The following is a 23,682-nucleotide window of genomic DNA, read 5'->3' as shown; positions in this document are numbered from 1 at the left end:
GGCGCCCATCGTCGGTGTTGCCTATCCGCCACGACAGGCCACACCGCAGAACCATTGAAGGATCCTGGCAATACCGGGATCAAATGGTAGTCCCGTGACTCGCCATTGTTGTTGATCCCTTACTGTACCGTCAGCCGGTTGCCGACGCCCTGCGTCGCCGCTGGTACTGGCCACAACAATACCAATAACAGACACAGGGAGCCCTACCATGACCGACCGACCGGACCTCTCCTTTGAAGAGATGCAGATTGCCGTAGACCAGCTGGATCAGGCACTGGAAGTCATGTCCCAAGTGGTCAAGCGCATCAAGCGCGGGCTGGATGGCCTGGAAGAGAGCCTTCGTGACGCCGTAGAGCCGGTGGATGAGGCGCCTCACAGCCAGAACCAGAACTGGATGGACAGCTCGCTGCACTGAGCCGCGCCACCACAGCGTTCCACTCCCCGGAGGAGAGACCCTTGGCCCGTCACGCACACCCCCTTGCCGGCAGCGGCAGCCCTGGTGACAGAAAGCCCGGAGATAAAAAGCCCGGAGACAGAAGACCTGGCGATAACACGCCCGGCACCACTCCTGCTGCCCCCCAGATCACCACCTACTCCGCCCACCACCGTTACCGGCAACTAACACGCATCTTCCGTCACCTGCGCGACCAACTGCACCTGCAACAACCACAGCTGGCCATGCCCACCAGCCGCATGATCGACCAGCTGGTTTCCAACTGCCCCCTGGGTGCACTGCAGGGTGATGACTGGTCGCAGGCGGTGGCTGACGCTCTGCAGTTTCTGCAGCAACAACTGAACCCCCTGCACTTCGATCCCGCTCTGTTTTACTGCGCGGATTGTGATGCCCCGCTCTTCCCCAACGAAGAGCTGTTCGACCCCTATGATGCCTGGCTGTTTGTCAACGCGTTGCTGGAAGCACAGATTCCTTTCGAGCACTGACCATCATCACCGGGTTTAACATCACCGGGTTTAACATCAACGGGGCAATCATCACTGGGCAATCACAGCACGGCTCTGCTAGCCTGTGCCCATGCAAGAACAGACTCCCGAACAAGCCCTGCTGCAACACCTGACCCAGCAAGCGCCCCGACACTTGTTGCTGGTGGCCGCGGATTGCCCCCCGGCCCTGCAACGCTGGTGTGACGAGCAGGGATGCGCCCTGACCTGTGTTGCCCCGGGGGAGGATCCCGGACCGCAGGCAGGCGGCCAGCGCTTTGAGCTGGCGGTCGCCCTGGTCCCGGACAGCGACACGGCAGCCCGACTGCTGGAGAGCCACCAGCTGGGCGTGATCCGCAACCTCTTCAGCAGTGCCATCTGGTTGCTGGTTCAGGAAACGCAGCAGGCCCCCAGAAGCGAACTGCTGGCACTGGGCTTCAGTCGCCTGCAGCACTTCGACGGCCCGGGACTCAGCTGTTACGGCTACAACCTCAGCAGCTACAACCGCCAGCGCAGCTGGAATACCCCCCGCTACTGGGCCAATCCTGAGAACTGGGGCAAATATCGATGGTGAAGCCATAAATAGAGATTTCCACGCCAGGCCTCTATACTGGTGCTAACTGCGCTCTGCGCCCTGCCGGCCGCGCCGGAGGCTGACCCGGACACCCCGGAAACCAATGACGCTCTGATCCCATGGCCATAATCCTCATCGTCGACGATATCGAAGACAACCTGCAGCTCCTGAGATTCAACCTTGAGGACGATGGCCATACGGTCATCAGTGCCACCGGGGGTGAAGACTGCCTGACCCTCGCCCGTAAACACCGCCCCGACCTGATCTTGCTCGATCTGATGATGCCCGGCATGAGCGGCACCGAAACCCTGACGCAACTGAAGACTGAAACCCTCCTCAGCGACATTCCGGTGATCATGATATCGGCCAACGACAATGACGATGCGGTGGTGCGGGCACTGGATATCGGCGCCAACGAGTACGTCACCAAACCCTTCAACTACCGCGTACTGGCGGCCCGCATTCGCACCGCACTGAGGCTGCGGGAGGCCCAGAAGCAGCTGCAGGAGCTGAACGACAAGCTGGCCCGTCTCGCCTCTACCGACCCTCTTACCGGCGTCTTCAACCGGCGCTACTTCCTGGAGCTGGGCAGTGCCGAGTTTGCCAAGGCCCGCCGTCACCAGCGCCAGATGTCAGTCATTGTTCTGGATGCAGATAATTTCAAGTCCATCAACGACAGCTATGGCCATGCCGGGGGAGATGCTGCTCTGAAACAACTGACCCGTCTGTGCAGGGCCGTGGGACGCCAGGGCGACCTGATTGGCCGCTTTGGCGGAGAGGAGTTCGTGATCTGCTGCCCGGAGACGGACCTTGAAGGGGCACGTCAGCTGGCGGAAAGGCTGCGCCTGCAGGTGGAGAGCAGCGAGCTGCTGTTTGACGGCCAGCCCATCCGTTTTACCGTCAGCCTCGGCGTCACCGCCATGAGCGGTGACGATATTGCCATTGATGACATGTTGCGTCGCGCCGACCGCCTGCTGTACCAGGCCAAGGCCGGCGGCCGCAACCAGTTCTGCAGTTAGCCGGACTTATTCCTGCGCGGCATCCTCTGCGGAGGCGGCCAACTTCAGGTGACTCACCACCGAATTGGCGTAGATGGAGAGCAGTATCTGCTGCTGCTCCGGCAGTAAACCCGCCAGGCGCCGATCCAGTTCACGCTGCTCTTCCGGGTAATCCGCCGCCACAAACTCACACCCCTTTGCCGTAACCGGCAATCCGGAAGGCTTGCTGTAAAGTCGCTCATAGGCGAGATGGTTGCTGGGATGCAGCACATAGTTATTCCAGACCTGGCGGTCAATCTCCCGTGCCACCTGTTCAGTACTTTCGTATTCGCTGCCCAGCACATCACCAAAGGCCAGGTGCACGTGGCCCTTCTCACCGGCAATACCGGCGGCAATACTGGCCACGTCTTCATGTTCGGCTTTCTCGTAGCGGCCATGGGTTTGCACCGCATGCAGCTCCCGCGCCTTGGCTGCATCACAGGGATCCCACTCGTAGGAGATGGAGACCGGCACAATATTCAGTTCGCCGATGTATTCACCGAAGTCCTGTGGCTTGGGTTTACTCAGGGCGATCATGCTGACGATGGCACTGTTGGTGACATCCCGTCCGTCCTTGGCCCGCCCCTCACGCTGGGCAATCCAGACGTTGCTCTTGTCTTCGGCAATGGAGTGGTGGATATAGGCGGACAGATGCTTTGATGCTTTCAGTTTCTCCCGCGGACTGGAGATGTTGCGTTTGACGATAAAGCTCTTGTTCAGGCGAATCAGGTCTGAAACATAGGGCTTGGTGAGCAGGTTGTCGCCGATGGCAATGCGCACGGTATCGAAGCCATAGTGGAACATCGCCCAATTGACGAACGCCGGGTCCATAGCGATATCGCGATGGTTGCTGATAAACAGGTAAGCCTTATCCTTCTGCAGCTTATCAAGCCCGGATACCGTCAGCTCACTGACGCGACGATTGAGCATGTTCTCCAGATAGTGACCAATAATCTCCTGCAGCTGATCGACGGTATTCACACCGCGCAACTGATGCTGCAGATAAGTATGCACCAGCGGCCGCATAAGCCAGGGCAAGACGCCTGACAGGTGCGGGAAGCGCAGACGCGCAACCGCGCGGATCAGCTCCGGTGTGGCCAGCACACGGGCAATGGCCGGTGCCACCTCGCTGTCATTGTAGGGGCGGATATCGTCAAAGTCGGTCATGAAATCGGAACGCACAAAAGAATTGCAGAACGGGTGAGAGTTGGCAGGAGAGTCAAAGACAGCCTGACTGTCATTCGCCGCCCGGCCTTATTAAAATGGCCTGCAAAAATACCCAATTTGGCCGAGGATTACCACTGCCATGAATTCTGGCACCGAGCAACCCTGCCCCTGCTGCAGTGGCAACAGCTACCAGACCTGCTGCCTTCCTGCCCTCAACGGCACCAAACCGCCGTCGACCGCCACCGCCCTGATGCGCTCCCGCTTCTGCGCCTACCGGCTGCAACGCTACGACTACCTGATGGCCACCTGGGATGCGGTATCCGCTCCGGCGTCTGCCGACACCCTGGCCCGCAGCTGCCGGGACACCCAATGGGTAGGGCTGCAAGTACACAACAGTGAACTGGGAGAGGCGGGGGACAGTGAGGGCTGGGTCAGTTTCTCCGCCTGGTTCCGCGATCCCCGGGAGAGCACCAGACTGCAGGTGCTGCACGAGCACTCCCACTTCCTTCATGACCAGCGCGGCTGGCGCTATGTTGAGGGCGAAGCGCTGCGCAATCCACCCCTGCCGGGCCGCAACAGCCCCTGCGTCTGCGGCAGCGGTCGCAAATTCAAGCAGTGCTGCCAGGACTGAGCTCCCGACACCCGGGCCGCCCTGACAGGGGGAGCGACGCCGGCGAAGCCCTGCCATCCACCGCCAAACCCGTTACAATGCCGCCCCCGGACTGACCACCGCCCCGCAGACAAAGAGAAGCGCCACATGATCAGCAGCCTGTTTACCCAGATGGGTCTCGACTACCGCATCTACGATGTGGGGCGTCGTATCCAGCCGCTCGACACCGAGACTTTCCTGCGTGTCGAACAGCAACTCATCCCCTACCCGGCGCCCTACCTGCGCCAGGCGTGGCTGGCCCTGCTGCTGCGCGACAGCGACAGCCCGGCGCTGCCGTTGCTGTGGTTTATCCGCCTGCCGCTGGATGAACAGGGTTTCCTGGACCCGCAGCCGCGGGATCGCCTGGTCAAACAGTTGCTGATCGCCCTGGCCCCACAGGAGAGTGAGGCCGAGCAGGCGCGACAGCTGGCGGCGGTTCTGGAGAATAACCCCTGCCTGTTCCAGCCGGCCCCGGAGCGTCAGGCCAGTATGCACGCCCGCGCCTCCCTGGACCTCGCTCTGGCACCTGGCGAGCACTATGGAGCCGCTCTCGACTATCTCGCCGGCGATCTGGGCCAGTGGCAGCAGCTTCCACTGCAGGGGCTGGCCGACGTCGCGATGCGCTGCGCCGAACACAGTCATTTATTGCAACAGGCGATTGCCACCATGCCGGCGCAACCCCTGCAACAACTGTGTGAATGCCTGGAAAACACCACCCCGGACAAGGCTCTGGCCACCGCATTGTGCCAACGACTGCAGACAGAGGCCCCGACCGGTGACAGCGACTCACTGGTTGCAGCACTGGTACGGGCGCTCTCCCACAGCGACGCCATTGAGCTGCGCCAAACGGCCCTGCAACAGTTGCTGTCCGGGCAACCCGGCATGGAAGTGCTGGCGGCCATCGCCAGTCGCTGCCCCTGGGACCTGACCCAACCCACACTGTTCCGGGCATTCCTGCAGTCGCTGCAGCAACACCCCACGCCCCTCCTCCAGCAACTGCTGAACGAGCTGCTGTACGACCCCCGGCTCAGGCCCCACCTGTTGCCGGTACTGCGCGACCCGCAGCTGGAGCCGGAACTGCAACAGGCCGTAGCCCGCCTGCTGGCCCCGGCCGACAACCCTGTGCGCCACTGAGCCAGTGGCTGGCAGAGGCACGCCCCGGGCTGCGTCCTTTCCCCTATATAAACCGGGGTTATCAATTATCAGAATGCTCTAATAAATCCGTCTGAGTGAGCGCCCGAAGTGTGATTGCAGGCGCAGTTCGGCGCCACAGGGCAAGGCTATGATGGCAGCCAGTCAACGGGATTGCCCCCCGGACTGAGACCCTCCACCCCGGATCGGCTGCCGACATGAAATACCTCTCTATTACCCTGCTATCAATGACCCTTGGCGGCTTTGGCCAAAGCGCCTACAGCGAGCCCGAAAGCTGGCTGCTGGCCAAATACGATCTGGATGGCGACGCCGAGATCAGCGCCGAAGAGATTGCCGAGAAGAAGAGTCGACTGTTTACCCTGCTCGACCACAACGGTGATGGCACGGTGGCCTTTGACGAATACCAGAGCGCCGACCAGAACAAGCGACTGGGCCTACTGCAGGCGCGCTTCAACAAGCTTGATACCGATCAGGACGGCAACGTCAGCGAAGCCGAATACGCCTCATATATGGGCCTGTTCAACCGCTTTGACAACGACGGTGACGGCCGCCTGAGCAGCGAGGAAGTGGAGCAACAGCACCACAGCGCCAGCAACGATACCTACTGTCTGTTGTGGTTCTGTGTGCGCAAGGAACTGCAGTAATCAGCGACCGCCGCGGTACCAGTTGACGTCGCGGGCGTGGGCATCCACCTGGTCCGCCACATCCAGAATCAGCGCAAACAGCGCCATACGTACCAGCACACCATTGTCTGCCTGACGGAAGATCGCCAGGTTGGGATTGTGGTTGAGATCGTTATCCAGCTCGTTGGCGTCCGCCCGTGAGTCCCGCGGCAGCGGATGCATGATCACGGTATTGGGTTCGCAGTACTGGGTGTAGATCGCCTGGTTGAGACGAAAGCGGCCACGGTAGAGGTTGGCCTCATCTTTCGACGCAAAACGCTCTTCCTGGATGCGGGTGGAGTAAGCGATGTCCACATGGCCGATGCCGTGCAGCAGATCGTCGGAAATGGTCACTTCCACCCCCGCCTCACGCATCTGCTCCACCACATACCCGGGCATTGCCAGCTCTTGCGGCGCCACCAATGTCACCTGTACACGATCAAACAGGCACAGCAGCTTGCAGAGGGAGTGCACGGTGCGGCCATATTTCAGATCACCGATCATGGCGATGCGCAGGCCATCCACTGTGCGACCCCGATCCGCCAGCTCCTTGCGAATGGTATAGAGATCCAGCAGCGCTTGACTGGGGTGTTCGTTGGGTCCGTCACCACCATTGATCACCGGCACCCGACTGGCAGCGGCAAACTCTGCCACTGAGCCCGCTTCCGGGTGACGCATGCAGATCACATCGCTGTAGCCGGAGAGCACACGAGCCGTGTCGTAGAGGGATTCACCTTTGGAGATGGCCGAGCTTTTGAAGCCGGTGGTTTCGCGCACTTCACCGCCGAGCAAATTGAATGCCGCACCAAAGCTGACGCGGGTTCGGGTACTGGGTTCAAAGAACATGTTACCGAGGATGGCGCCTTCCAGCACCCGGGTCACGCGCTTGCGTTGCGCGTAGGGCTCCATGTTATCGGCGACGCGGAATATCCGCTCAATATCGGCACGCTCAAACTGCGTAATCGACAAGATATGTGCGCCTGTGAACTCCATACACGCTCCGTTGCCCAGCCAGTTAAAACCGGCGCTATTGTAGCTCTGCCCCTGACAGAGCACCATCGCAATTTTGTGACGGCGGGATAAACCCCGTCAGCGACGGAGGCTCAGAAGAGCTCCATCTGCTCGATAGCCGCCCGTACCGGTCCGAAGGAGGTGCGATGGATCGGCGTCACGCCCAGGCGGGCAATGGCATCCATATGCAGTTTGGTGGGGTAGCCCTTGTGACCGGCGAAGCCATAGCCGGGGTAGACCTTCTCGAAGGCCTCCATCTCCCGGTCACGGGTGACCTTGGCCAGAATGGAGGCGGCACTGATGGCGGGTACGCGACTGTCTCCCTTCACCACCGCCTCGGCACTGTAAGACCAGCGGGGAATCTTGTTGCCATCCACCCACACATGCTCCGGTGCCAACTGCAAGCCTTCAACGGCCCGGGTCATGGCCAACAGGCTGGCCTGCAGAATATTGATACTGTCGATTTCCGCTACCGAGGCCCTGGCAATGGAGTAGCTGAGAGCATGACTGCAGATCTCGTCAAAGAGCAGCTCGCGCTTTTTCTCCGTCAGCTTTTTGGAATCATTCAGCCCCACAATGGGCCTGGCAGGATCGAGAATCACCGCGGCCGCCACCACATCACCCGCCAGCGGCCCGCGACCCACCTCGTCCACCCCGGCCCCCAGGGTGCCACCATAGCTGCTGACAAACGGCTCCATATCAGGCTCCTCCCTGTTCCCGGGATGTCTGCTCCCGGGATGTCTGTTCCTGTGTTCTCTGTTCCAGGCCTCTTTGTTCCAGGCCCTGGGCAATCGCCTCGGCGGCCCTTTCGCTGGCATCGCAGCGGATACTCTGGTGCAGGCGGGTAAACTCCTCACGGATAAACTCGCTGCGATGCGGCTGCTGCAGGAACACCAGCAACTCGTCAGCAATACGCTCCGGTGTCGCCTCGTCCTGTAACAGCTCCGGCACCAGCGGCTTGCCGGCGAGTAAATTGGGCAGGGAGAAAAAGCGGGTTTTGACCAGCCGCGAGAGGATGGCGTAGGAGAGCCAGGCGAAGCGATACACCACCACCATGGGACGCTTCAGCAGCATCGCCTCCAGGGTTGTGGTACCCGAAGCCATGGCCACCACGTCCGCCGCTGTCATCACCTGATGGGACTGCCCATCCACCACGGTCAGAGGCAGTGGTGGCAACTGCTGCAACTGCTCCTCTATCTGCCGACGCCGGGCGGCACTGGCCGCCGGCACCAGAAAATGGACATTGGCAGCCCGGCCCTGCAGGCGCCTGGCGGCCTCCCACAACAGCGGGCCAATCATTTTCACTTCGCCACCACGGCTGCCCGGCATCAACGCCACCACGGTGCCGGCGGAGTCCAGCTGCAGCTCGCGACGAGCAGCGGCCTGATCGCTCTGCAAGGGGATATCGTCAGCCAATGGATGGCCCACAAAGCAGACCGGCACCTTATGCTGGCGATAGAAGTCTGCCTCGAAGGGCAGCAGGGTGAGCATCAGATCCACAGCGCGGGCGATCTTGACGATACGCTTCTGGCGCCAGGCCCATACCGACGGGCTGACGTAGTGGACAGTAAAGATTCCCGCCGCGCGCAATTTCTCTTCGATGGTGAGGTTGAAGTCGGGGGAATCGATGCCGATAAAGACATCCGGAGGATTGTCGGTGAAGTGACGAACGATCTGCTTGCGGATACGCAGCAGCTCCGGCAGGCGCTTGAGGGGCTCCACCAGCCCCATGACCGCCAGCCGCTCCTGCTCAAAAAAGCTGTGAAAACCGGCGGCAATCATACGCTCGCCACCAATACCCTCAAAACGGGCCGTGGGATAACGGCGCTGCAATGCCGCCATCAAACCGGCCCCGAGGATATCCCCCGAGGCCTCCCCCACCACAATACCAATGCGCATGTTCAGGCCTTAACGCACAATTCCGCGAGTGGATTGCTGCAGGGAGTCAATCAGCAGGTTCACCGGCTCACAGGATTCCGCCAGCAACCGCAATTCGCGCACCGCTTCCTCGGTGGTCAAGCCGCGGCGATAGACCAGCTTGAACGCCTTGTTGAGGGTAGCGATATCCTCTTTGCTGAAACCGCGACGACGCAGCCCTTCGCTGTTGATGCTTTTGGCCGCCACCGGATTACCTGCCACCATGACATAGGCCGGCACGTCCTTGCCAATGGCACTGGCCATGCCGGTAAAGCAGTGTGCACCGATGTGGCAGAACTGGTGCACCAGGGTGTAGCCGCTGAGAATCGCCCAGTCGCCCACATGCACGTGGCCCGCCAGCGAGGCGTTATTGACCAGGATACAGTTGTTACCGATCACACTGTCGTGACCGATATGGACATAGGCCATCAACAGGTTGTTGTCACCGATGGTGGTTTCACCGCGATCCTGCACGGTACCACGGTGAATCGTCACCCCTTCACGGATGATGTTGTTGTCACCCATCACCAGGCGGGTGGGCTCACCCTTGTACTTCAGATCCGGGGTGTCTTCACCCACAGAGGAAAACTGGTAAATATGGTTGTTGGCACCGATACGCGTCGGTCCCTTAATTACCACGTGAGACTCAATCCGGCTGCCGGGGCCAATTTCCACATCGGCACCAATAACCGTCCACGGTCCCACACTGACACCTTCCGCCAGGCGCGCCGTCGGATCGATAATCGCTCTCGGGTCAATCAAGTTAGACAAGTCAGCTACCCTTACACTTGGCGGTCAGCACAGAGAATGGTGGCCGAAGCCGCCAGCGCGCCATCCACCGTGGCACGGCACTCGAACTTCCAGATGCCGCGCTTCTCGGAGATCACCCGCGCTTCCAGGTCGAGACGGTCGCCGGGAACCACCTGGCGCTTGAAACGCACATTGTCGGCGCCGGCAAACAGGTAGATGGAGCCATCGCTGGGTCGCTTGTTCAGGGTTTTGAAACCGAGCACACCCGCCGCCTGCGCCATCGCCTCAACAATCATGACACCCGGGAAAATTGGCGCCTGCGGAAAGTGCCCGTTAAAAACATCTTCGTTGATTGAGACATTTTTGTAGGCCCGGATCACATCCCCCTCAATCAGTTCCACCACCCGGTCAACCAGCAGAAACGGGTAGCGGTGGGGCAAATATTCTCGGATCTCTTTCACATCCATCATTGGTAATTCCTGCTTAGGCTATGTCTATCTGATTGTTTCTAGTCGGACAGCTTTTTTTCCAGCGCCGCCAGCCGGCCCGCCATCTGATCCAGTTGACCGAATCTCACTGCATTCCTGCGCCAGCTGCGGGTGGGCGCCATACCGGTGCCGGACGAATAGGATCCGGCCTCTTCAATTGACTTGGTCACCAGCGTGGTGGCGCTGATGTGCACCCCGTCAGCAATGGTGATGTGGCCGGCGATACAGGCAGCGCCGGCTATAGTACAGCGCTTGCCAATGGTGGTGCTGCCGGCGATGCCGGTGCAACCGGCGATGGCCGTATTCTCGCCGATTTTGACGTTGTGGGCGATCTGCACAAGATTGTCGATAATCACGCCGTCGCCAATGACCGTATCGTCGAGCGCCCCCCGGTCCACAGTGGTACAGGCCCCTATTTCCACACGATTACCGATCACTACACCACCCAGCTGGTGAATCTTGACCCAGCCGTCACGCCCCGGAGCGAAGCCGAAACCGTCGGCACCGATGACGCAGCCACTGTGGAGCGTCACCGCCTCGCCAATGGCGACGCCGTGATACACAGTGACATTGGCATGCAGCCGGGTACGGGCGCCGATAACGGTATCGGCACCAACCACACAGCCAGGGCCTATCACCGCTCCGGCACCGATGCGAACCCCCGACGCCAACGTCACATTGGCGCCGATATGGGCATCAGCAGCCACTTCAGCATCGGCATGGACGACCGCCGACGGGTGAATGCCGGGCGCATAGCCGGTATCGGTGTTGAACAGGGCCGTCAGCCTTGCATAGGCCATATAGGGGTTGTCCAACAACAACTTGTTGCCGTCGAACAGGTGTGCGAAATCCGGCCTCAGGATAACGGCACTGGCCCGGGTGTCGGTCAGATAACGCTGGTAGGCCGGATTGGCCAGGAATGACAGATCGCCCTCACCCGCATCCTGCAGGGTATTAAGGGCCACAATGCGGCAAGTCTCATCCCCCACCAGCTGCGCACCCAGGTGCTGCGCCAGCGAGGCCAAAGTCCAAACCTGTGATTCTGTCATGCACTGTCCGCCGCAAATTGCCGGGAGCCACAATAAAAACGCCGCTGGCGGGGCTGAAGCCCGGCAGCGGTCTCCGTAATCCTGGCAGATTACTTCATTTTGTTCAGTTTTGCTGTGAGCTCGGCGGTGATGTTGTAGGGTTCGCTGGCCCATATTACCCCGCGACCGTCCAGTACCATACCGATACCTTCAGCGGCGATAAGCTCTTTCAGGCCTTCCTGGGCCTTGGGGCCCAATTCCTTCATAACCGCGGCAATCACCTCACGCTGCTCGGCAGCCAGCTTTTCCGATACCAGTTTAAGCTCAGCCTTGGCGTACTCAGCCTTTTTGAACTGCTCGGCTTTCTTCTCGGGGCTCCAGGTCATGCCCTTGGTGTCAAACAGCTTGTTCATATTGGTCAGTTCAGCACGCAGGCGCTCTTCCTGCGACTTCATGGTAGCGTAGTCAGCACGGGCTTCCAGCGCCGCCGCCGCCTTTTTGGCGCGGTCGGTCTGCATAATGGCACCCTGCATGTCGCACACCACGACTTTGCTGGCCGCCAGGGTCGCGGTGGAAAACAACAGTGCAGCCAGTGCCAGTGATACGTGCTTAAAAATCTTCACATTAATCTCCCGATATTCTCGTTATAGTCGTCTCTGTACGCGATCAGAAGGCGGTTCCCAGAGAGAACTGGAAGAACTCCCGGTCGTCGTACTCATTTTCGCGAATTGCTTTTGCGATACTGAAGGTCAGCGGCCCAAAGCCGGTAATCCAGGTCAGGCCAAGCCCTGCAGAGACGCTGAGTTGGGACAGGTCGACATCATAGCAGTTTCGCTGACCCGCTCCACAGTCGGTATCAAAGACGTTACCTGCGTCAACAAAAAAGGCCGACTGCAGGGAGCGCTGATCTTTCACGAATGGCAGCGGGAACAGAATCTCCATGCTGCCCTCGATCAGTATATTACCGCCGAACGGATCTTCGTCGTCGTTGTAATCCACAGTTTTCAGCTTGCCATCCGGGCCGATGACATATACCCGCGAATCCAGGTCGCCGTCGCCATCACGGTCAAACAGCACGGTGTCGTAGAGCACGGCTGGCGTCGCCTGGGGGCCCAGGGTATTGCGCTTGAAGCCCCGTACGGAGCCGAAACCACCGGCGTAGAAGTTCTCAAAGAACGGCAGTTCGGTGGTATTGCCGTAGCTGTCGGCATAACCCAGCTTGGTGCGCAGGCGCAGGGTCAGGCTCTCGGTGAGCGGCTGGAAGTACTGCCCGGTATAGGTCAGCTTGTAATATTCAAGGTCGGTACCCGGCAGCGACAGCTCCAGCGACAGCCCCTGGGAGGCACCGCGAGTGGCCAGGCGGCCGCGGTTGAGGGTGGACTGGGACCAACTGATGTTAAAGGTAAAAATATCAAACTCATTGCCGTTGGCATCCACCCAGCCGTCCGGGCTTTCCACCAGCACGTTGGTGTTGTTCGGATCAAAGCTGGTGTAGCTGGGGCTTACAATCGCCGGGTCATAAGGCGTGCCACCATTGATCTCCGTAATAATGGCATCGGCCTGAGCCTCGGTAATATAGCGATCCAGGTAGGCGCTCTCATCGAACGGCCTTGGCGAACTGATAATCTCCTGTGCCGCCACTGCCCCGGTCTCGATACTGATGTTGGTATAGCCAAAGCTGAACCCAAGGCGCTCGATTTCGGAGATGGGGTAGCCAAAGTTCACCGATCCGCCATAGGAGTCGGTGGTATAGCTGGCAACGTTCACCTCTTCAAAATCCCGCGCGCGGTAGAAGACGTTGAAACCGCGGCTGACGCCATCCGGGGTAAAGTAGGGGTCGGTGTAGTTGAAGCTGTAAACCGTCTGGTAAGACGAGGTACTGACGTTAAAGCCCACCGCTTTACCCGTACCGAACCAGTTGCTCTGCTGGATATTGGCCCCCAGCACCAGACCGGTACCCTGGGCGAAGCCGACACTGGCACCGATACTGCCTGACGGCTGCTCCTCGACGGTGTACTCCACATCCACCTGGTCGGAAGTACCCGGCACCTCTTTGGTGTCTACATTCACTTCCTTGAAGAAGCCCAGTCGCTCAAGCCGCACCTTGGAGGTCTCGATGCGGGCGGTGGAGGCTGAACCGCCCTCCATCTGGCGCATTTCGCGGCGCAGCACCTCGTCGCTGGTTTTGGTATTCCCACGGTACTCAATGCGGCGCACGTAGGCGCGCTTGCCGGGGTCCATAAAGAAAGTCACCTTGACCGTCTTGTCATCGTCGTTGCGCTCGGGAATCCCCTGCACGTCAGCAAAGGTATAGCCCTCGTTACCGAGGCGACGGGTCATGTAGTCGGAGGTGGTAGTCATCAGCACCTGGGAGAAGGTCTGGCCCTCTTTCAGCAGGAACAGGTTTTTCAGTTCCTCCTCGGGCACCACCGGATCGCCCGCCAGTTCCACCGAGCTGACGGTGTAGACATCACCCTCGGTGATATTGATGGTGATATAGACGGTCTCTTTATCCGGGCTCAGGGAGACCTGGGTAGAGTCAATATTGAAAGTGAGATAGCCGCGGTCCAGGTACCAGGACTCCAGGCGCTCCAGATCGCCAGTGAGTTTCTCCCGCGAGTAGCGGTCGTTGCTGTTGAGCCAGGAGAGCCAGCCGGTGGTTTTGAGTTCGAACAGGTCGCCCAGCTCTTCATCGCTGAACACCGTGTTGCCCACAATATTGATGTGTTTGATGGCGGCGACCTCGCCCTCGTCCACCTTCACCAGCAGCTTCACCTGGTTCTGGGGCAGATCGATCACCTCGGTCTCGACACTGGCGCTGTAGCGGCCCTGGCCCACGTACTGACGCTCCAGCCCCTGGGTCAAGCCCTCCAGGGTCGCTTGCTTGAAGATTTGCCCTTCCGCCAGACCGTTATCCTGCATGCCTTGCAACAGGTCTTCGGTCTTGATCGCCTTGTTGCCCTCGATTTCGATCTCGCTGATCGCCGGGCGCTCTTTCAGGTGGATAACCAGCACATCACCGTCGCGGCCAATCTGGATGTCGGCGAAATAGCCGGTGCCAAACAGGGAGCGGGTGGCGTTGCGAATCGCCACGGTATCCATAGTTTCACCAATCTGTACCGGCAGCGCCGCAAACACGGTCCCTGCGGAGACCCGCTGCAGCCCTTCCAGGCGAATATCACTGATGCGAAAACTTTCGGCCCAGACCACCAAAGGAAAGACCAGCAAACTCAGGAGCAGAAGACGTAAACGCGTCATAGATTGGTATCAAACTCTTATTTTTCAGTTACCGCCGGCCGCACTTCGGCAACGGGCGTCTGTACTGTCGACAGTACAGCCTACGGCGAGCCGGCAATGGCCGGACCGCCAGGTATCGATATTCCCGGATGGGAGCCTTTACAGCGGGGAGATCCTCAGAGGAAGCACCCTGGTGCCGGGCAGCGATCCTGTCCGTCCGGAGCCCTCGTTAAAGACGCATCACATCGTTATAGAGGGCCAGCAACATCAGGCCCATCACCAGCACCAGGCCAACCTGGTAGCCGGCTACCTGCACCTTTTCCGACACCGGACTGCCCTTGACGGCTTCGATGAGGTAGTAAAGCAGGTGTCCACCGTCCAGCACCGGAATGGGCAACAGGTTGAAAACCCCCAGGCTGACGCTCAACAGCGCCAGAAAACCCACGTAGTAGGCCAGTCCGGCTTTGGCGGAAGCGCCCGCCACTTTAGCAATGGTGATGGGCCCGCTCAAGTTTTTCGTCGAGATTTCCCCGACGATCAATTTCTTCACCGAAAGCAGCACAAACGCCGACGTTTCCCAGGTTTTGTCCACTGCGCGGACAAAGGCCCCGGTGACGCCATACTCCTGGCGACGGATCATCTCCTCCGGCCAACCCGGCGCCACCGGCATCACCCCGACCTGACCGATGGCTTCACCACTATCCGTAATTACCTCCCGCGGGGTAACCGTGGCCACGGCCTCATCGCCATCGCGCTGGTAACGCAGGTCAATGGCCACATTGGGCCTTGCACGCACGTAATCCACCAGCGCATACCAATCCTCGAGCAGTACATCATCAGCCGCCAGCAACAGATCGCCAGCCTTGAGACCCGCCTCGGCGGCCGGACTGCCCTCCATCACCTGCGACAGCTCGGCGCGCACCTCCGGTGTCCACAGGGTAATACCCAGTCCCTTGACCGGATCCGGGTCCTCTTCACCCTTCAGCCAGTCCCGCAACTCCGCCTGGGACTCGTATTGCAGCGACGAGTTGGCGTATTTGACTACAAAAGTGATGGGACCGGTCTCCCCCAGTCGATGCATCAGCACCCGGTTGAGATCCTGCCAGGTATGCACCGGCTCGCCGTCCACGGCCAGCACTTCCTGGCCTGACTCGAGCCCGGCCTGTGCCGCCACAGACTCCGGTGTCACCTTGCCGATCACCGGCGCCACATCAGTGGTGCCCGGCATTAACATTCCCCAGAAGAGCAGTACCGCCAGGATAAAATTGGCCACCGGCCCGGCAGCGACAATGGCGATTCGCTGCCACACATTTTTACGGTTAAATGCCTGCGCCAGCAGTGCCTCGGGCACCTCACCCTCACGCTCGTCCAGCATCTTGACGTAGCCGCCCAGCGGTATCCAGGCGAGGGTGTATTGGGTACCGGTCTTGCCGGTCCAGGTGTAGAGCGGCTTACCGAAACCCACGGAAAAACGCAGCACCTTGACGCCACAACGGCGCGCGACGTAGTAGTGCCCGAACTCATGGAAGGTCACCAGCACCCCGAGGGCCACCAGAAACCACACAACGGTAATCAGACTGTCCAAACTCTCTACCCCTTGTTCGCTTCTTGCTCTGCGCCCCTGAATACCCGGGACGCCGCTGATCTATCCCGCAACCCCCTGCGGATTACCGGTCCAGCAGGCTGGCAGCCCTCTGTCTGGCATCCAGATCCACCTGTTTGACCCACTCCAGGTCGCGAGGTTCAGTGTTGACGGTCGCCGACAACACCTCCTCGATAATGGCCGGTATACGGGTAAAGCCGATACGACCGGCCAGGAAAGCCTCTACCGCCACCTCATTGGCCGCATTCAGCACCGCCGCCATAATCCCACCGGCGGCCGCAGCCTCCACGGAGAGGCGCAGGCCCGGGAAGCGTTCAAAGGAGGGGGGCTCGAAATCGAGACGCGCCAGGGCGTGAAAATCCAGGCTCGGCACACCGGACTCAATCCTCTGTGGCCACGCCAGGGCGTGGGCGATAGGCGTGCGCATGTCGGGATTGCCCATCTGCGCCAGCACCGAGCCATCCGCGTACTCCACCATGGAGTGAATAACGCTCTGGGGATGCACCACGATTTCAATCTGGTCGGGACGGGCGCCGAACAGCCAGCAGGCTTCGATAAACTCCAGCCCTTTGTTCATCATGGTGGCGGAATCCACCGAAATCTTGCGCCCCATGCTCCAGTTGGGGTGGGCACAGGCCTGGTCCGGTGTCACTGACGCCAGCTCGGACAGCGGCGTCTGACGGAAGGGACCGCCGGAGCCGGTGAGCAGAATCCGGCGAATACCGGCAGCCTCCAGGCTACTGTAGCTCTCCGGCATGCATTGAAAGATGGCATTGTGCTCGCTGTCGATAGGCAGCAGGGTTGCCCCGCTCTCCGCCACCGCCTGCATAAACAGGCCGCCAGCCATTACCAGCGACTCCTTATTGGCCAGCAGTACCTTTTTGCCCGCCCGCACCGCCGCCAGGGTCGGCGCCAGACCGGCCGAGCCGACAATCGCGGCCATCACTACCGGCGCCTGCGGCGCGGCGGCCACCTGCTCTAACCCCTCTTCTCCGGCCAGCACTCGGGTCGCACTGCCCGCCTCGTGCAACCGCTGTTGCAGCTGCTCTGCGCAGGCCTCATCGCGCATCACCGCAAACACGGGCTCCGCAACCAGACACTGCTGTAACAAAAGGTCCACCTGGGTATTGGCGGTCAAGGCATAGACGCCAAAGCGCTGCGGGTGGCGAGCCACCACGTCCAGCGTACTGACACCGATAGAACCGGTGGAACCAAGTACCGTCAGCAACTGCTGCATAGATTCATCTTCCCGCAAAACCTCAACACAGAGCGACTCAGGCGCCCTGCCAGCCGGACAAAAGCAGTGCCAGGGCAAACACCGGTGCCGCCGCGGTAATACTGTCGACACGATCCAGCACGCCACCGTGCCCGGGCAGCAGAGTGCCGCTGTCTTTTACGCCACGCTGGCGCTTGACCATGCTCTCAAGCAGGTCCCCCAGCACGGAGGCCAGGCCGGCAGGTACCACCAGCGCCAACATCATGGCACCGCCGCCCACACCATAGCCAACCACCAGGCCGAGCAGGGCGCAACAAGCCACACCACCCCAGAAGCCCTCCCAGGTCTTGCCCGGGCTCACCTCTGTGGCCAACTTACGCTTGCCGAAGGCCCGGCCACTGAAATAGGCGCCCACGTCCGCGCAGACTACCACCAGCACCAGCAGCACGATTAACCATTCCCCATTGGCCTGTCCTCGCACCAGCGCCAGACCCAGCCAGGTGGGAACCAATACCAGCAACCCCATCAGCGACTTCACCCAGGGGTTGCCCCACAGCACCGCGCTGGAGGGATAACCCTGTACCCACAGGAGAGCCAGTGCCCACCAGGTACAGGCCCCCAGCAACAGGTTGCGAATCATGGCCTTGTCCGGCGCGCCCGGCAGACCGGTTAGCGCGGCCACCAGCAACAGGCTGGCTGCCACCAGCCCCACAAAGGAGAGCCGGGCGGCAACGCCACGGATTGAGGCCAGATCCGACCACTCCCAGGCGGCCAGCAACACCACCAGACCGAGCCCCAGGACAAATACCCCGGGGGCCAGCCCGAACAGGGCCGCCAACAGAACGGCAGCCAGCACCAGCGCCGTAATTACCCGCTGTTTCAGCACGTTATTATTCTCCTGAGGGTTCTGATCACTCATTCACCCTGTTCGATCTGCTCTGAGGTTTTACCGAAACGCCGCTGACGCGAGTGAAAATCCTCCACTGCAGCATCCAGCTCCGCTTCCCCGAAGTCGGGCCAGTAGCAGTCGCAAAAATAGAGTTCACTGTAAGCGGCCTGCCACAGCAGGAAATTGCTGATCCGCTGTTCCCCGCCGGTGCGAATCACCAGGTCCAGTGGTGGCAGGTCGGCCAGGGAGACCTCCGCCGCCAGGGACTCCTCCGTCACCTCTTCCGGCGACAGGCTGCCCTCCGCCACCTTGACTGCCAGGCGCTGGGCCGCATTGGCAATATCCCACTGCCCGCCATAATCCGCTGCAATCACCAGGGTCGAGCTGCCTTCGGAAGCCACAGCTTCAGCCTCGGCAATGGCCTTCTGGATACCGGCGCTGAAGCGATCACGGCGTCCGATCAGGCGCAGGCGCACCCCCTGTTCATTGAGCTTCTTCACCTCACGCTTCAGGTAGGTCAGGAACAGGGACATCAACGCCTCCACCTCCCGGGGCGGGCGACGCCAGTTCTCGGAACTGAAGGCAAACAGCGTCAGTACCTCGATGCCGTGCTTCTGGCACGCCTGCATGACGTCGCGAATGCGTTCCACACCCACCTTGTGGCCATGTGGCCCGGGCTTGCCGCGCTGCTTGGCCCAACGGTTATTACCGTCCATGATGATGGCAACGTGGCGTAACGGGTTACCGCTCATTACAACTCCGGTTATTCTGGTTCTGCACCGGGCAGCCTCCTGCCCCCGGCGTCTGCAACAGTCCCAAAGTCCCGCTGCAGAAGAAGAAAAAAGCCCATGTCGGCCGGGCCAACATGGGCTTTGACGTATCCTGTGGAATCAGATTTCCATCAGATCCTTTTCTTTCGACGCCAGTGCAGTATCCACCTGGGCGACATACTTGTCGGTGATCTTCTGCACATCGTCCTGGGCGCGACGCTCTTCGTCCTCACTGATCTCCTTGTCTTTCAGCAGGGACTTGATATCACCCAGCACATCGCGGCGAATGTTGCGGATGGCCACGCGGGCGCCTTCGGCTTCGCTGCGCGCCTGCTTGATGTAGCCTTTGCGGGTCTCTTCGGTCAGGGGCGGCATGGGGATGCGCATAATGCCACCGGTAGTGACCGGGTTCAGGCCCAGGTCGGACTTCATGATCGCCTTCTCGATCTCCGGGGTCATGTTCTTCTCCCAGGGACTGACACCCAGTGTGCGGGCATCCAGCACGGTGACGTTAGCCACCTGGCTCAGAGGGGTGTCGGAACCGTAGTAGTTGACGGAGACAGTGTCGAGAATGCTGGGATGGGCACGACCGGTGCGGATTTTATTGAAGTTGTTGCCCAGGGCATCAATCGCCTTGGCCATGCGCTCCTGCGCGTCTTTTTTGAAATCTTCGATCATCGGGATCTTTCCTCTGACTTTTCTGATCAGCAGCGGCGCCTGCTCGGCCGCTGCCACCTGTAACAGGCAGTAAGGCGGACGCGATCAGCGCACAACCTCTTCAATCAGGGTGCCTTCATCCTCACCCTTGATAATGTTCAGCAGGGCCCCGGCCTTATCCATCCGGAATACCCGCAGTGGCATATCCTGCTCGCGGCACAGGCAGATGGCGGTGAGGTCCATGACCCCCAGTTTCTTGTCCAGCACCTCGTCGTAGGTGAGACGCTCGTAACGGGTGGCGGTGGGGTCTTTCATGGGATCGGCGCTGTAGACACCGTCTACCTTGGTAGCCTTGAGGACGATATCGGCCTCTACCTCAATCCCGCGCAGGCAGGCGGCGGAGTCGGTGGTAAAGAAGGGGTTACCGGTACCGGCGGCGAAGATGACCACTTCACCCTGCTCCAGGTAGCGGATGGCCTTGCGGCGGTCGTAGTGATCCACAATGCCGCTCATGGGGATGGAGGACATCACCCGGCTGGAGATGTTGCTGCGCTCCAGGGCGTCGCGCATGGCCAGGGCGTTCATCACCGTGGCCAGCATGCCCATGTGGTCGCCGGTTACCCGGTCCAGCCCGGCGGCGCTGAGGGCGGCGCCGCGGAACAGGTTACCGCCGCCAATCACCAATCCCACCTGTACGCCGATACCCACCAGCTGCCCAATTTCCAGCGCCATCTTGTCCAGCACCCTGGGGTCTATCCCGAACCCCTCGGCGCCCATCAGCTCCTCACCACTCAGTTTGAGGAGTATGCGCTTGTATTTCTTGTCACGAGCAGATGCCGCGGCCATCGAATTCAGTCTCCCGTCCGAACCACAAATTTTCGAGAGTTTAACAGCAAAAAGGCGGGGGTAGCGACCCCCGCCTTTCAGAAATCAGCTGCCCGGCATCCCCTTTGCAGGGGCTCCGGGCTGAGGTCGAACAGGCGCTTACTTACGCGATGCTTCAACCTGGGCAGCAACTTCAGCAGCGAAGTCAGCCTCTTCTTTCTCGATACCCTCACCCACTTCCATACGTACGAAAGAGGCAATGGTAGCACCGGCTTTCTTGACCAGCTGACCAACAGTCACTTCAGGATCCTTAACGAAAGCCTGCTCGGTGAGGCTGTTTTCCTTCAGGAACTTGTTGATACGGCCAACCATCATCTTCTCAACGATGTTCTCGGGCTTGCCTTCCATATCAGGCTGGGCCTTGATGATGTCTTTCTCTTTGGCCACTTCCTCTTCCGGCATATCTGCAGGATTTACAACGCGAGGGTTAACGGCAGCAACGTGCATGGCAACGTCCTTGGCCACTTCCTCGGAGCCACCTTCCAGCTTGGCCAGAACAGCGATACGGCTGTTGGAGTGAACGTAAGCACCGATCACACCACCTTCAACCACGGAAACGCGGCGCACGCCGATGTTTTCACCGATTTTCTGTACCAGAGCCTGACGATCATCTTCCAGGCCGGCAGCCATCAGGGCGGCAACGTCTTCGTTTTTGGCGGCAAAGGCGGCAGCAACCACTTTGTCGGCAAACGCCAGGAAGCCGGCGTCGCGGGCAGCGAAGTCGGTTTCGGAGTTCACTTCAACCACTACCGCGTAGCTGTTGTCGTCAGCCACTTTGACCGCAACCACACCTTCAGCAGCAGTACGACCGGCTTTCTTCTCAGCCTTCAGGCCGGACGCCTTGCGCAGGTTCTCGATCGCCAGATCGATGCTGCCATCGGCCTCAGCCAGGGCTTTTTTACACTCCATCATGCCGAGACCGGTACGCTCGCGCAGTTCTTTTACCAGGGAAGCAGAAATAGCTGCCATGACATTATCCTCTCAGAATTCTTGCAGTCGAAATTTAGGTCGGAAAAAGGGGCCTGAAGCCCCTTTTCGTCAGCCCTCCCGTGCCACTGGTGCACAACGGAGGGCCGGTAAGCCCGGGCCGCGCTTACTGAGCGGCAGCGTCGTCTTCGTTAACTTCAACGAACTCGTCAGCTTTAGGGGCAGCAGTCTGTGCATTGGCAGCGCCTTCCAGACAGGCATCGGCAACCGCAGTCACGTACAGCTTAACGGCGCGGATGGCGTCGTCGTTACCTGGAATGACGTAGTCAACGCCAGCAGGATCACTGTTGGTATCAACGATACCGATTACAGGGATACCCAGCTTGTTGGCTTCCTGGATGGCGATGCGCTCGTGCTCAACGTCGATCACGAACATGGCATCCGGCAGGCCGCCCATGTCTTTAATACCACCGATGGAGTTCTCCAGCTTGTCTTTGGTGCGGGAGCGCATCAGGGCTTCTTTCTTGGTCAGCTTCTCGAAAGTACCGTCGGACTGCTGGGTTTCCAGCTCACGGTAGCGACGGATGGAAGCACGGATGGTTTTGTAGTTGGTCAGCATACCACCCAACCAGCGGTGGCTTACGTATGGCTGGCCAGCGCGCTCGGCTTGCTCCTTGATGATCTTGGCGGCGGCACGCTTGGTACCTACGAACATGATCTTCTTCTTCTGGGAAGCCATCTGCTGGATAACCTGCAGAGCTTCGTTGAAGGCAGGAACAGTGTGCTCCAGGTTGATGATATGAATCTTGTTGCGGGCGCCGAAGATGAATTTGCCCATCTTGGGGTTCCAGTAGCGGGTCTGGTGACCGAAGTGCACACCAGCCTGCAGCATATCGCGCATGCTTACATTTGGCATAATCAGATTTCCTTGGGTTAGGCCTCCATATACCCCACCGGTCAACCCCCTGCGGCTTGCCGCCGGAGGCACCCAGACACGATGTGCCGGTATATGTGTGACGTTCATTAAGTGTGTTTCCCGGAACCCGCTGGCGGGGACAAAACCCTGCCACACTCGATTCCGGGCGCGCTTTATACCACAACCAGCCAACCGAGAAAAGCAAAAAGCCGGTATCTGGCGCCTACTACCACCCTATGGCTGACCGCGGGCATGGTTTACAATACCCCCTTTTTGCGCCGGCCCCGATTTGCGTTTTGCGCAGCGCGGGCCTGCCGCAAGTGTCGACCCCGCCGTCCTGCCAACGGCCGAACACCGGATTCCTATGAAAGTCAGTATCAAAACACCAGAGCAAATCGAGAAGATGCGTGTTGCCGGCCGCCTGGCCGCCGATGTGCTGGAGATGATCGCCCCCTACGTGGAACCGGGCATCAGCACCGGCGAGCTGGATCGCATCTGCCACGACTACATGGTCAATGTGCAGAAGGTGGTGCCCGCCCCTCTCAACTACAAGGGCTTCCCCAAATCCATCTGTACCTCGGTCAACCAGGTGGTGTGCCACGGCATCCCCTCGGAGAAGAAAATTCTCAAGAGCGGCGACATCGTCAATCTCGACATCACCGTAATTGCCGATGGCTGGTACGGCGACACCAGCAAGATGTTCTGTGTAGGCAAGGTCGCCCCCCACGCCGAGCGGCTGATCCAGGTGACCCAGGAATGCCTCTATAAAGGCATTGAGATGGTCAAGCCCGGTTGTCGCCTCGGCGATATCGGCCATGTCATCCAGCAGCACGCCGAAAGCAACTACTACTCCGTGGTGCGTGAGTACTGTGGCCACGGTATTGGCGACGTCTTCCACGAAGAACCCCAGGTGCTGCACTACGGCAAACCCAATACGGGCATGGAGCTGAAAGAAGGTATGACCTTCACCATCGAGCCCATGATCAATGCCGGCAAGGCTGGCACCAAACTCCTCAAGGATGGCTGGACGGTAGAAACCCGCGACAAGCGCCTCTCCGCCCAGTGGGAACACACTCTCGTCGTCACCGCCGACGGCGTGGAAGTGCTGACCCGACGCCCGGACGAGACATTCTGACCATTTACCCGGCGCGGCAGCGACCCCGCTGCCGCATGCAGCCTGATCTTTCAGGCAAAAGCGCAAGACCCGCGGT

25 protein-coding genes are annotated in these 23,682 nt (G+C 60.1%); 8 read left to right on the top strand and 17 right to left on the bottom strand.

Translation table 11 applies throughout. The annotated features are described in order from the left end of the window. The first annotated feature begins 208 nt into the window (after window positions 1-208). The 4 genes from GSF27_RS16540 (at window position 209) to GSF27_RS16525 (ending at window position 2,529) form a co-directional block, all read left to right on the top strand. Entirely contained in the window at window positions 209-415 is a 207-nt protein-coding gene (locus GSF27_RS16540) for a hypothetical protein (RefSeq protein WP_160971172.1), read from the top strand. A 41-nt stretch (window positions 416-456) separates the two neighbouring features. Continuing rightward, on the top strand, window positions 457-939 hold the full coding sequence (locus tag GSF27_RS16535; protein ID WP_160971171.1) for a hypothetical protein: 483 nt from the start codon (window positions 457-459) through the stop codon (window positions 937-939). Between the two features lie 91 nt (window positions 940-1,030). Further along, window positions 1,031-1,510 (top strand): DUF6231 family protein, encoded by a 480-nt coding sequence (locus tag GSF27_RS16530; protein ID WP_160971170.1) that lies wholly within the window; start codon window positions 1,031-1,033, stop codon window positions 1,508-1,510. A gap of 119 nt (window positions 1,511-1,629) precedes the next feature. Further along, window positions 1,630-2,529 (top strand): diguanylate cyclase, encoded by a 900-nt coding sequence (locus GSF27_RS16525; RefSeq protein WP_160971169.1) that lies wholly within the window; start codon window positions 1,630-1,632, stop codon window positions 2,527-2,529. Between the two features lie 6 nt (window positions 2,530-2,535). On the opposite strand, the gene GSF27_RS16520 is transcribed toward GSF27_RS16525, so the two are convergent. Continuing rightward, window positions 2,536-3,729: a 1-acyl-sn-glycerol-3-phosphate acyltransferase gene (locus GSF27_RS16520; protein ID WP_370462624.1), complete on the bottom strand. Its 1,194-nt coding sequence runs from the start codon at window positions 3,727-3,729 to the stop codon at window positions 2,536-2,538. Between the two features lie 124 nt (window positions 3,730-3,853). Between GSF27_RS16520 and GSF27_RS16515 the strand changes: the two genes are divergently transcribed. From GSF27_RS16515 to GSF27_RS16505, 3 genes are all read left to right on the top strand, one after another. Next, window positions 3,854-4,345, top strand: a complete 492-nt coding sequence (locus tag GSF27_RS16515) for a YchJ family protein (protein ID WP_160971168.1) — start codon at window positions 3,854-3,856, stop codon at window positions 4,343-4,345. 126 nt (window positions 4,346-4,471) lie between these two features. Further along, on the top strand, window positions 4,472-5,497 hold the full coding sequence (locus GSF27_RS16510; protein ID WP_160971167.1) for a DUF3549 family protein: 1,026 nt from the start codon (window positions 4,472-4,474) through the stop codon (window positions 5,495-5,497). 215 nt (window positions 5,498-5,712) lie between these two features. Then, complete coding sequence (locus GSF27_RS16505; protein WP_160971166.1) at window positions 5,713-6,159, top strand: EF-hand domain-containing protein; 447 nt, start codon at window positions 5,713-5,715, stop codon at window positions 6,157-6,159. Here GSF27_RS16505 and GSF27_RS16500 read toward each other — a convergent pair whose 3' ends face one another. From GSF27_RS16500 to rpsB, 16 genes are all read right to left on the bottom strand, one after another. Further along, window positions 6,160-7,170 carry an aspartate carbamoyltransferase gene (locus tag GSF27_RS16500; protein WP_160971165.1) on the bottom strand — a complete coding sequence of 337 codons (1,011 nt, stop codon included), beginning with the start codon at window positions 7,168-7,170 and terminating at the stop codon, window positions 6,160-6,162. It abuts the gene before it with no gap. A gap of 110 nt (window positions 7,171-7,280) precedes the next feature. Continuing rightward, complete coding sequence (gene rnhB, locus GSF27_RS16495) at window positions 7,281-7,886, bottom strand: ribonuclease HII (RefSeq protein ID WP_160971164.1); 606 nt, start codon at window positions 7,884-7,886, stop codon at window positions 7,281-7,283. 1 nt (window position 7,887) lies between these two features. Next, window positions 7,888-9,087, bottom strand: coding sequence for a lipid-A-disaccharide synthase (lpxB, locus tag GSF27_RS16490; RefSeq protein WP_160971163.1), 1,200 nt, complete (start codon window positions 9,085-9,087; stop codon window positions 7,888-7,890). 9 nt (window positions 9,088-9,096) lie between these two features. After that, window positions 9,097-9,876 carry an acyl-ACP--UDP-N-acetylglucosamine O-acyltransferase gene (gene lpxA, locus GSF27_RS16485; RefSeq protein ID WP_304627215.1) on the bottom strand — a complete coding sequence of 260 codons (780 nt, stop codon included), beginning with the start codon at window positions 9,874-9,876 and terminating at the stop codon, window positions 9,097-9,099. 11 nt (window positions 9,877-9,887) lie between these two features. Continuing rightward, complete coding sequence (gene fabZ, locus GSF27_RS16480) at window positions 9,888-10,325, bottom strand: 3-hydroxyacyl-ACP dehydratase FabZ (protein WP_160971162.1); 438 nt, start codon at window positions 10,323-10,325, stop codon at window positions 9,888-9,890. 38 nt (window positions 10,326-10,363) lie between these two features. Then, entirely contained in the window at window positions 10,364-11,392 is a 1,029-nt protein-coding gene (gene lpxD, locus GSF27_RS16475; protein ID WP_160971161.1) for a UDP-3-O-(3-hydroxymyristoyl)glucosamine N-acyltransferase, read from the bottom strand. Between the two features lie 89 nt (window positions 11,393-11,481). Then, window positions 11,482-11,994 (bottom strand): OmpH family outer membrane protein, encoded by a 513-nt coding sequence (locus GSF27_RS16470; RefSeq protein ID WP_160971160.1) that lies wholly within the window; start codon window positions 11,992-11,994, stop codon window positions 11,482-11,484. A gap of 43 nt (window positions 11,995-12,037) precedes the next feature. Continuing rightward, window positions 12,038-14,629, bottom strand: a complete 2,592-nt coding sequence (gene bamA, locus GSF27_RS16465; RefSeq protein WP_160971159.1) for an outer membrane protein assembly factor BamA — start codon at window positions 14,627-14,629, stop codon at window positions 12,038-12,040. A gap of 208 nt (window positions 14,630-14,837) precedes the next feature. Continuing rightward, the gene (rseP, locus tag GSF27_RS16460; protein ID WP_160971158.1) at window positions 14,838-16,193 is read right to left on the bottom strand and encodes an RIP metalloprotease RseP; all 1,356 of its coding nucleotides are present in this window, start codon (window positions 16,191-16,193) and stop codon (window positions 14,838-14,840) included. Window positions 16,194-16,275: 82 nt separating this feature from the next. After that, window positions 16,276-17,448, bottom strand: coding sequence for a 1-deoxy-D-xylulose-5-phosphate reductoisomerase (gene ispC / locus GSF27_RS16455; RefSeq protein WP_160971157.1), 1,173 nt, complete (start codon window positions 17,446-17,448; stop codon window positions 16,276-16,278). A 37-nt stretch (window positions 17,449-17,485) separates the two neighbouring features. After that, window positions 17,486-18,346 carry a phosphatidate cytidylyltransferase gene (locus GSF27_RS16450; protein ID WP_160971156.1) on the bottom strand — a complete coding sequence of 287 codons (861 nt, stop codon included), beginning with the start codon at window positions 18,344-18,346 and terminating at the stop codon, window positions 17,486-17,488. Next, a complete protein-coding gene (uppS, locus tag GSF27_RS16445; protein WP_160971155.1) occupies window positions 18,343-19,068 on the bottom strand; it encodes a polyprenyl diphosphate synthase in 726 nt (241 codons plus the stop codon). Before uppS ends, GSF27_RS16450 begins: the two co-directional genes overlap by 4 nt. A 138-nt stretch (window positions 19,069-19,206) precedes the next feature. Then, window positions 19,207-19,764, bottom strand: a complete 558-nt coding sequence (gene frr, locus GSF27_RS16440; protein WP_160971154.1) for a ribosome recycling factor — start codon at window positions 19,762-19,764, stop codon at window positions 19,207-19,209. Window positions 19,765-19,848: 84 nt separating this feature from the next. After that, the gene (pyrH, locus tag GSF27_RS16435) at window positions 19,849-20,589 is read right to left on the bottom strand and encodes a UMP kinase (RefSeq protein WP_160971153.1); all 741 of its coding nucleotides are present in this window, start codon (window positions 20,587-20,589) and stop codon (window positions 19,849-19,851) included. Between the two features lie 138 nt (window positions 20,590-20,727). After that, window positions 20,728-21,597 carry a translation elongation factor Ts gene (gene tsf, locus GSF27_RS16430; protein ID WP_160971152.1) on the bottom strand — a complete coding sequence of 290 codons (870 nt, stop codon included), beginning with the start codon at window positions 21,595-21,597 and terminating at the stop codon, window positions 20,728-20,730. 124 nt (window positions 21,598-21,721) lie between these two features. Then, entirely contained in the window at window positions 21,722-22,471 is a 750-nt protein-coding gene (rpsB, locus tag GSF27_RS16425; RefSeq protein WP_160971151.1) for a 30S ribosomal protein S2, read from the bottom strand. Window positions 22,472-22,835: 364 nt separating this feature from the next. Between rpsB and map the strand changes: the two genes are divergently transcribed. Then, complete coding sequence (gene map / locus GSF27_RS16420; RefSeq protein ID WP_160971150.1) at window positions 22,836-23,606, top strand: type I methionyl aminopeptidase; 771 nt, start codon at window positions 22,836-22,838, stop codon at window positions 23,604-23,606. The last annotated feature ends 76 nt before the right edge of the window (window positions 23,607-23,682 follow it).

It is taken from the genome of Pseudomaricurvus sp. HS19 (assembly GCF_009857815.1).
Taxonomy (GTDB): Bacteria; Pseudomonadota; Gammaproteobacteria; order Pseudomonadales; family Cellvibrionaceae; genus Pseudomaricurvus.
Note: the sequence above shows the minus strand (reverse complement) of the source record. Positions and strands in the feature narration are given on the sequence as shown.

Coding starts and splice junctions, on each gene's coding strand:
- GSF27_RS16540 (WP_160971172.1), top strand. CDS start 209: ATGACCGACCGACCGGACCTCTCCTTTGAAGAGATGCAGATTGCCGTA.
- GSF27_RS16530 (WP_160971170.1), top strand. CDS start 1,031: ATGCAAGAACAGACTCCCGAACAAGCCCTGCTGCAACACCTGACCCAG.
- GSF27_RS16525 (WP_160971169.1), top strand. CDS start 1,630: ATGGCCATAATCCTCATCGTCGACGATATCGAAGACAACCTGCAGCTC.
- GSF27_RS16515 (WP_160971168.1), top strand. CDS start 3,854: ATGAATTCTGGCACCGAGCAACCCTGCCCCTGCTGCAGTGGCAACAGC.
- GSF27_RS16510 (WP_160971167.1), top strand. CDS start 4,472: ATGATCAGCAGCCTGTTTACCCAGATGGGTCTCGACTACCGCATCTAC.
- GSF27_RS16505 (WP_160971166.1), top strand. CDS start 5,713: ATGAAATACCTCTCTATTACCCTGCTATCAATGACCCTTGGCGGCTTT.
- GSF27_RS16500 (WP_160971165.1), bottom strand. CDS start 7,170: ATGGAGTTCACAGGCGCACATATCTTGTCGATTACGCAGTTTGAGCGT.
- rnhB (WP_160971164.1), bottom strand. CDS start 7,886: ATGGAGCCGTTTGTCAGCAGCTATGGTGGCACCCTGGGGGCCGGGGTG.
- lpxB (WP_160971163.1), bottom strand. CDS start 9,087: ATGCGCATTGGTATTGTGGTGGGGGAGGCCTCGGGGGATATCCTCGGG.
- fabZ (WP_160971162.1), bottom strand. CDS start 10,325: ATGATGGATGTGAAAGAGATCCGAGAATATTTGCCCCACCGCTACCCG.
- lpxD (WP_160971161.1), bottom strand. CDS start 11,392: ATGACAGAATCACAGGTTTGGACTTTGGCCTCGCTGGCGCAGCACCTG.
- bamA (WP_160971159.1), bottom strand. CDS start 14,629: ATGACGCGTTTACGTCTTCTGCTCCTGAGTTTGCTGGTCTTTCCTTTG.
- ispC (WP_160971157.1), bottom strand. CDS start 17,448: ATGCAGCAGTTGCTGACGGTACTTGGTTCCACCGGTTCTATCGGTGTC.
- GSF27_RS16450 (WP_160971156.1), bottom strand. CDS start 18,346: ATGAGTGATCAGAACCCTCAGGAGAATAATAACGTGCTGAAACAGCGG.
- uppS (WP_160971155.1), bottom strand. CDS start 19,068: ATGAGCGGTAACCCGTTACGCCACGTTGCCATCATCATGGACGGTAAT.
- frr (WP_160971154.1), bottom strand. CDS start 19,764: ATGATCGAAGATTTCAAAAAAGACGCGCAGGAGCGCATGGCCAAGGCG.
- pyrH (WP_160971153.1), bottom strand. CDS start 20,589: ATGGCCGCGGCATCTGCTCGTGACAAGAAATACAAGCGCATACTCCTC.
- tsf (WP_160971152.1), bottom strand. CDS start 21,597: ATGGCAGCTATTTCTGCTTCCCTGGTAAAAGAACTGCGCGAGCGTACC.
- rpsB (WP_160971151.1), bottom strand. CDS start 22,471: ATGCCAAATGTAAGCATGCGCGATATGCTGCAGGCTGGTGTGCACTTC.
- map (WP_160971150.1), top strand. CDS start 22,836: ATGAAAGTCAGTATCAAAACACCAGAGCAAATCGAGAAGATGCGTGTT.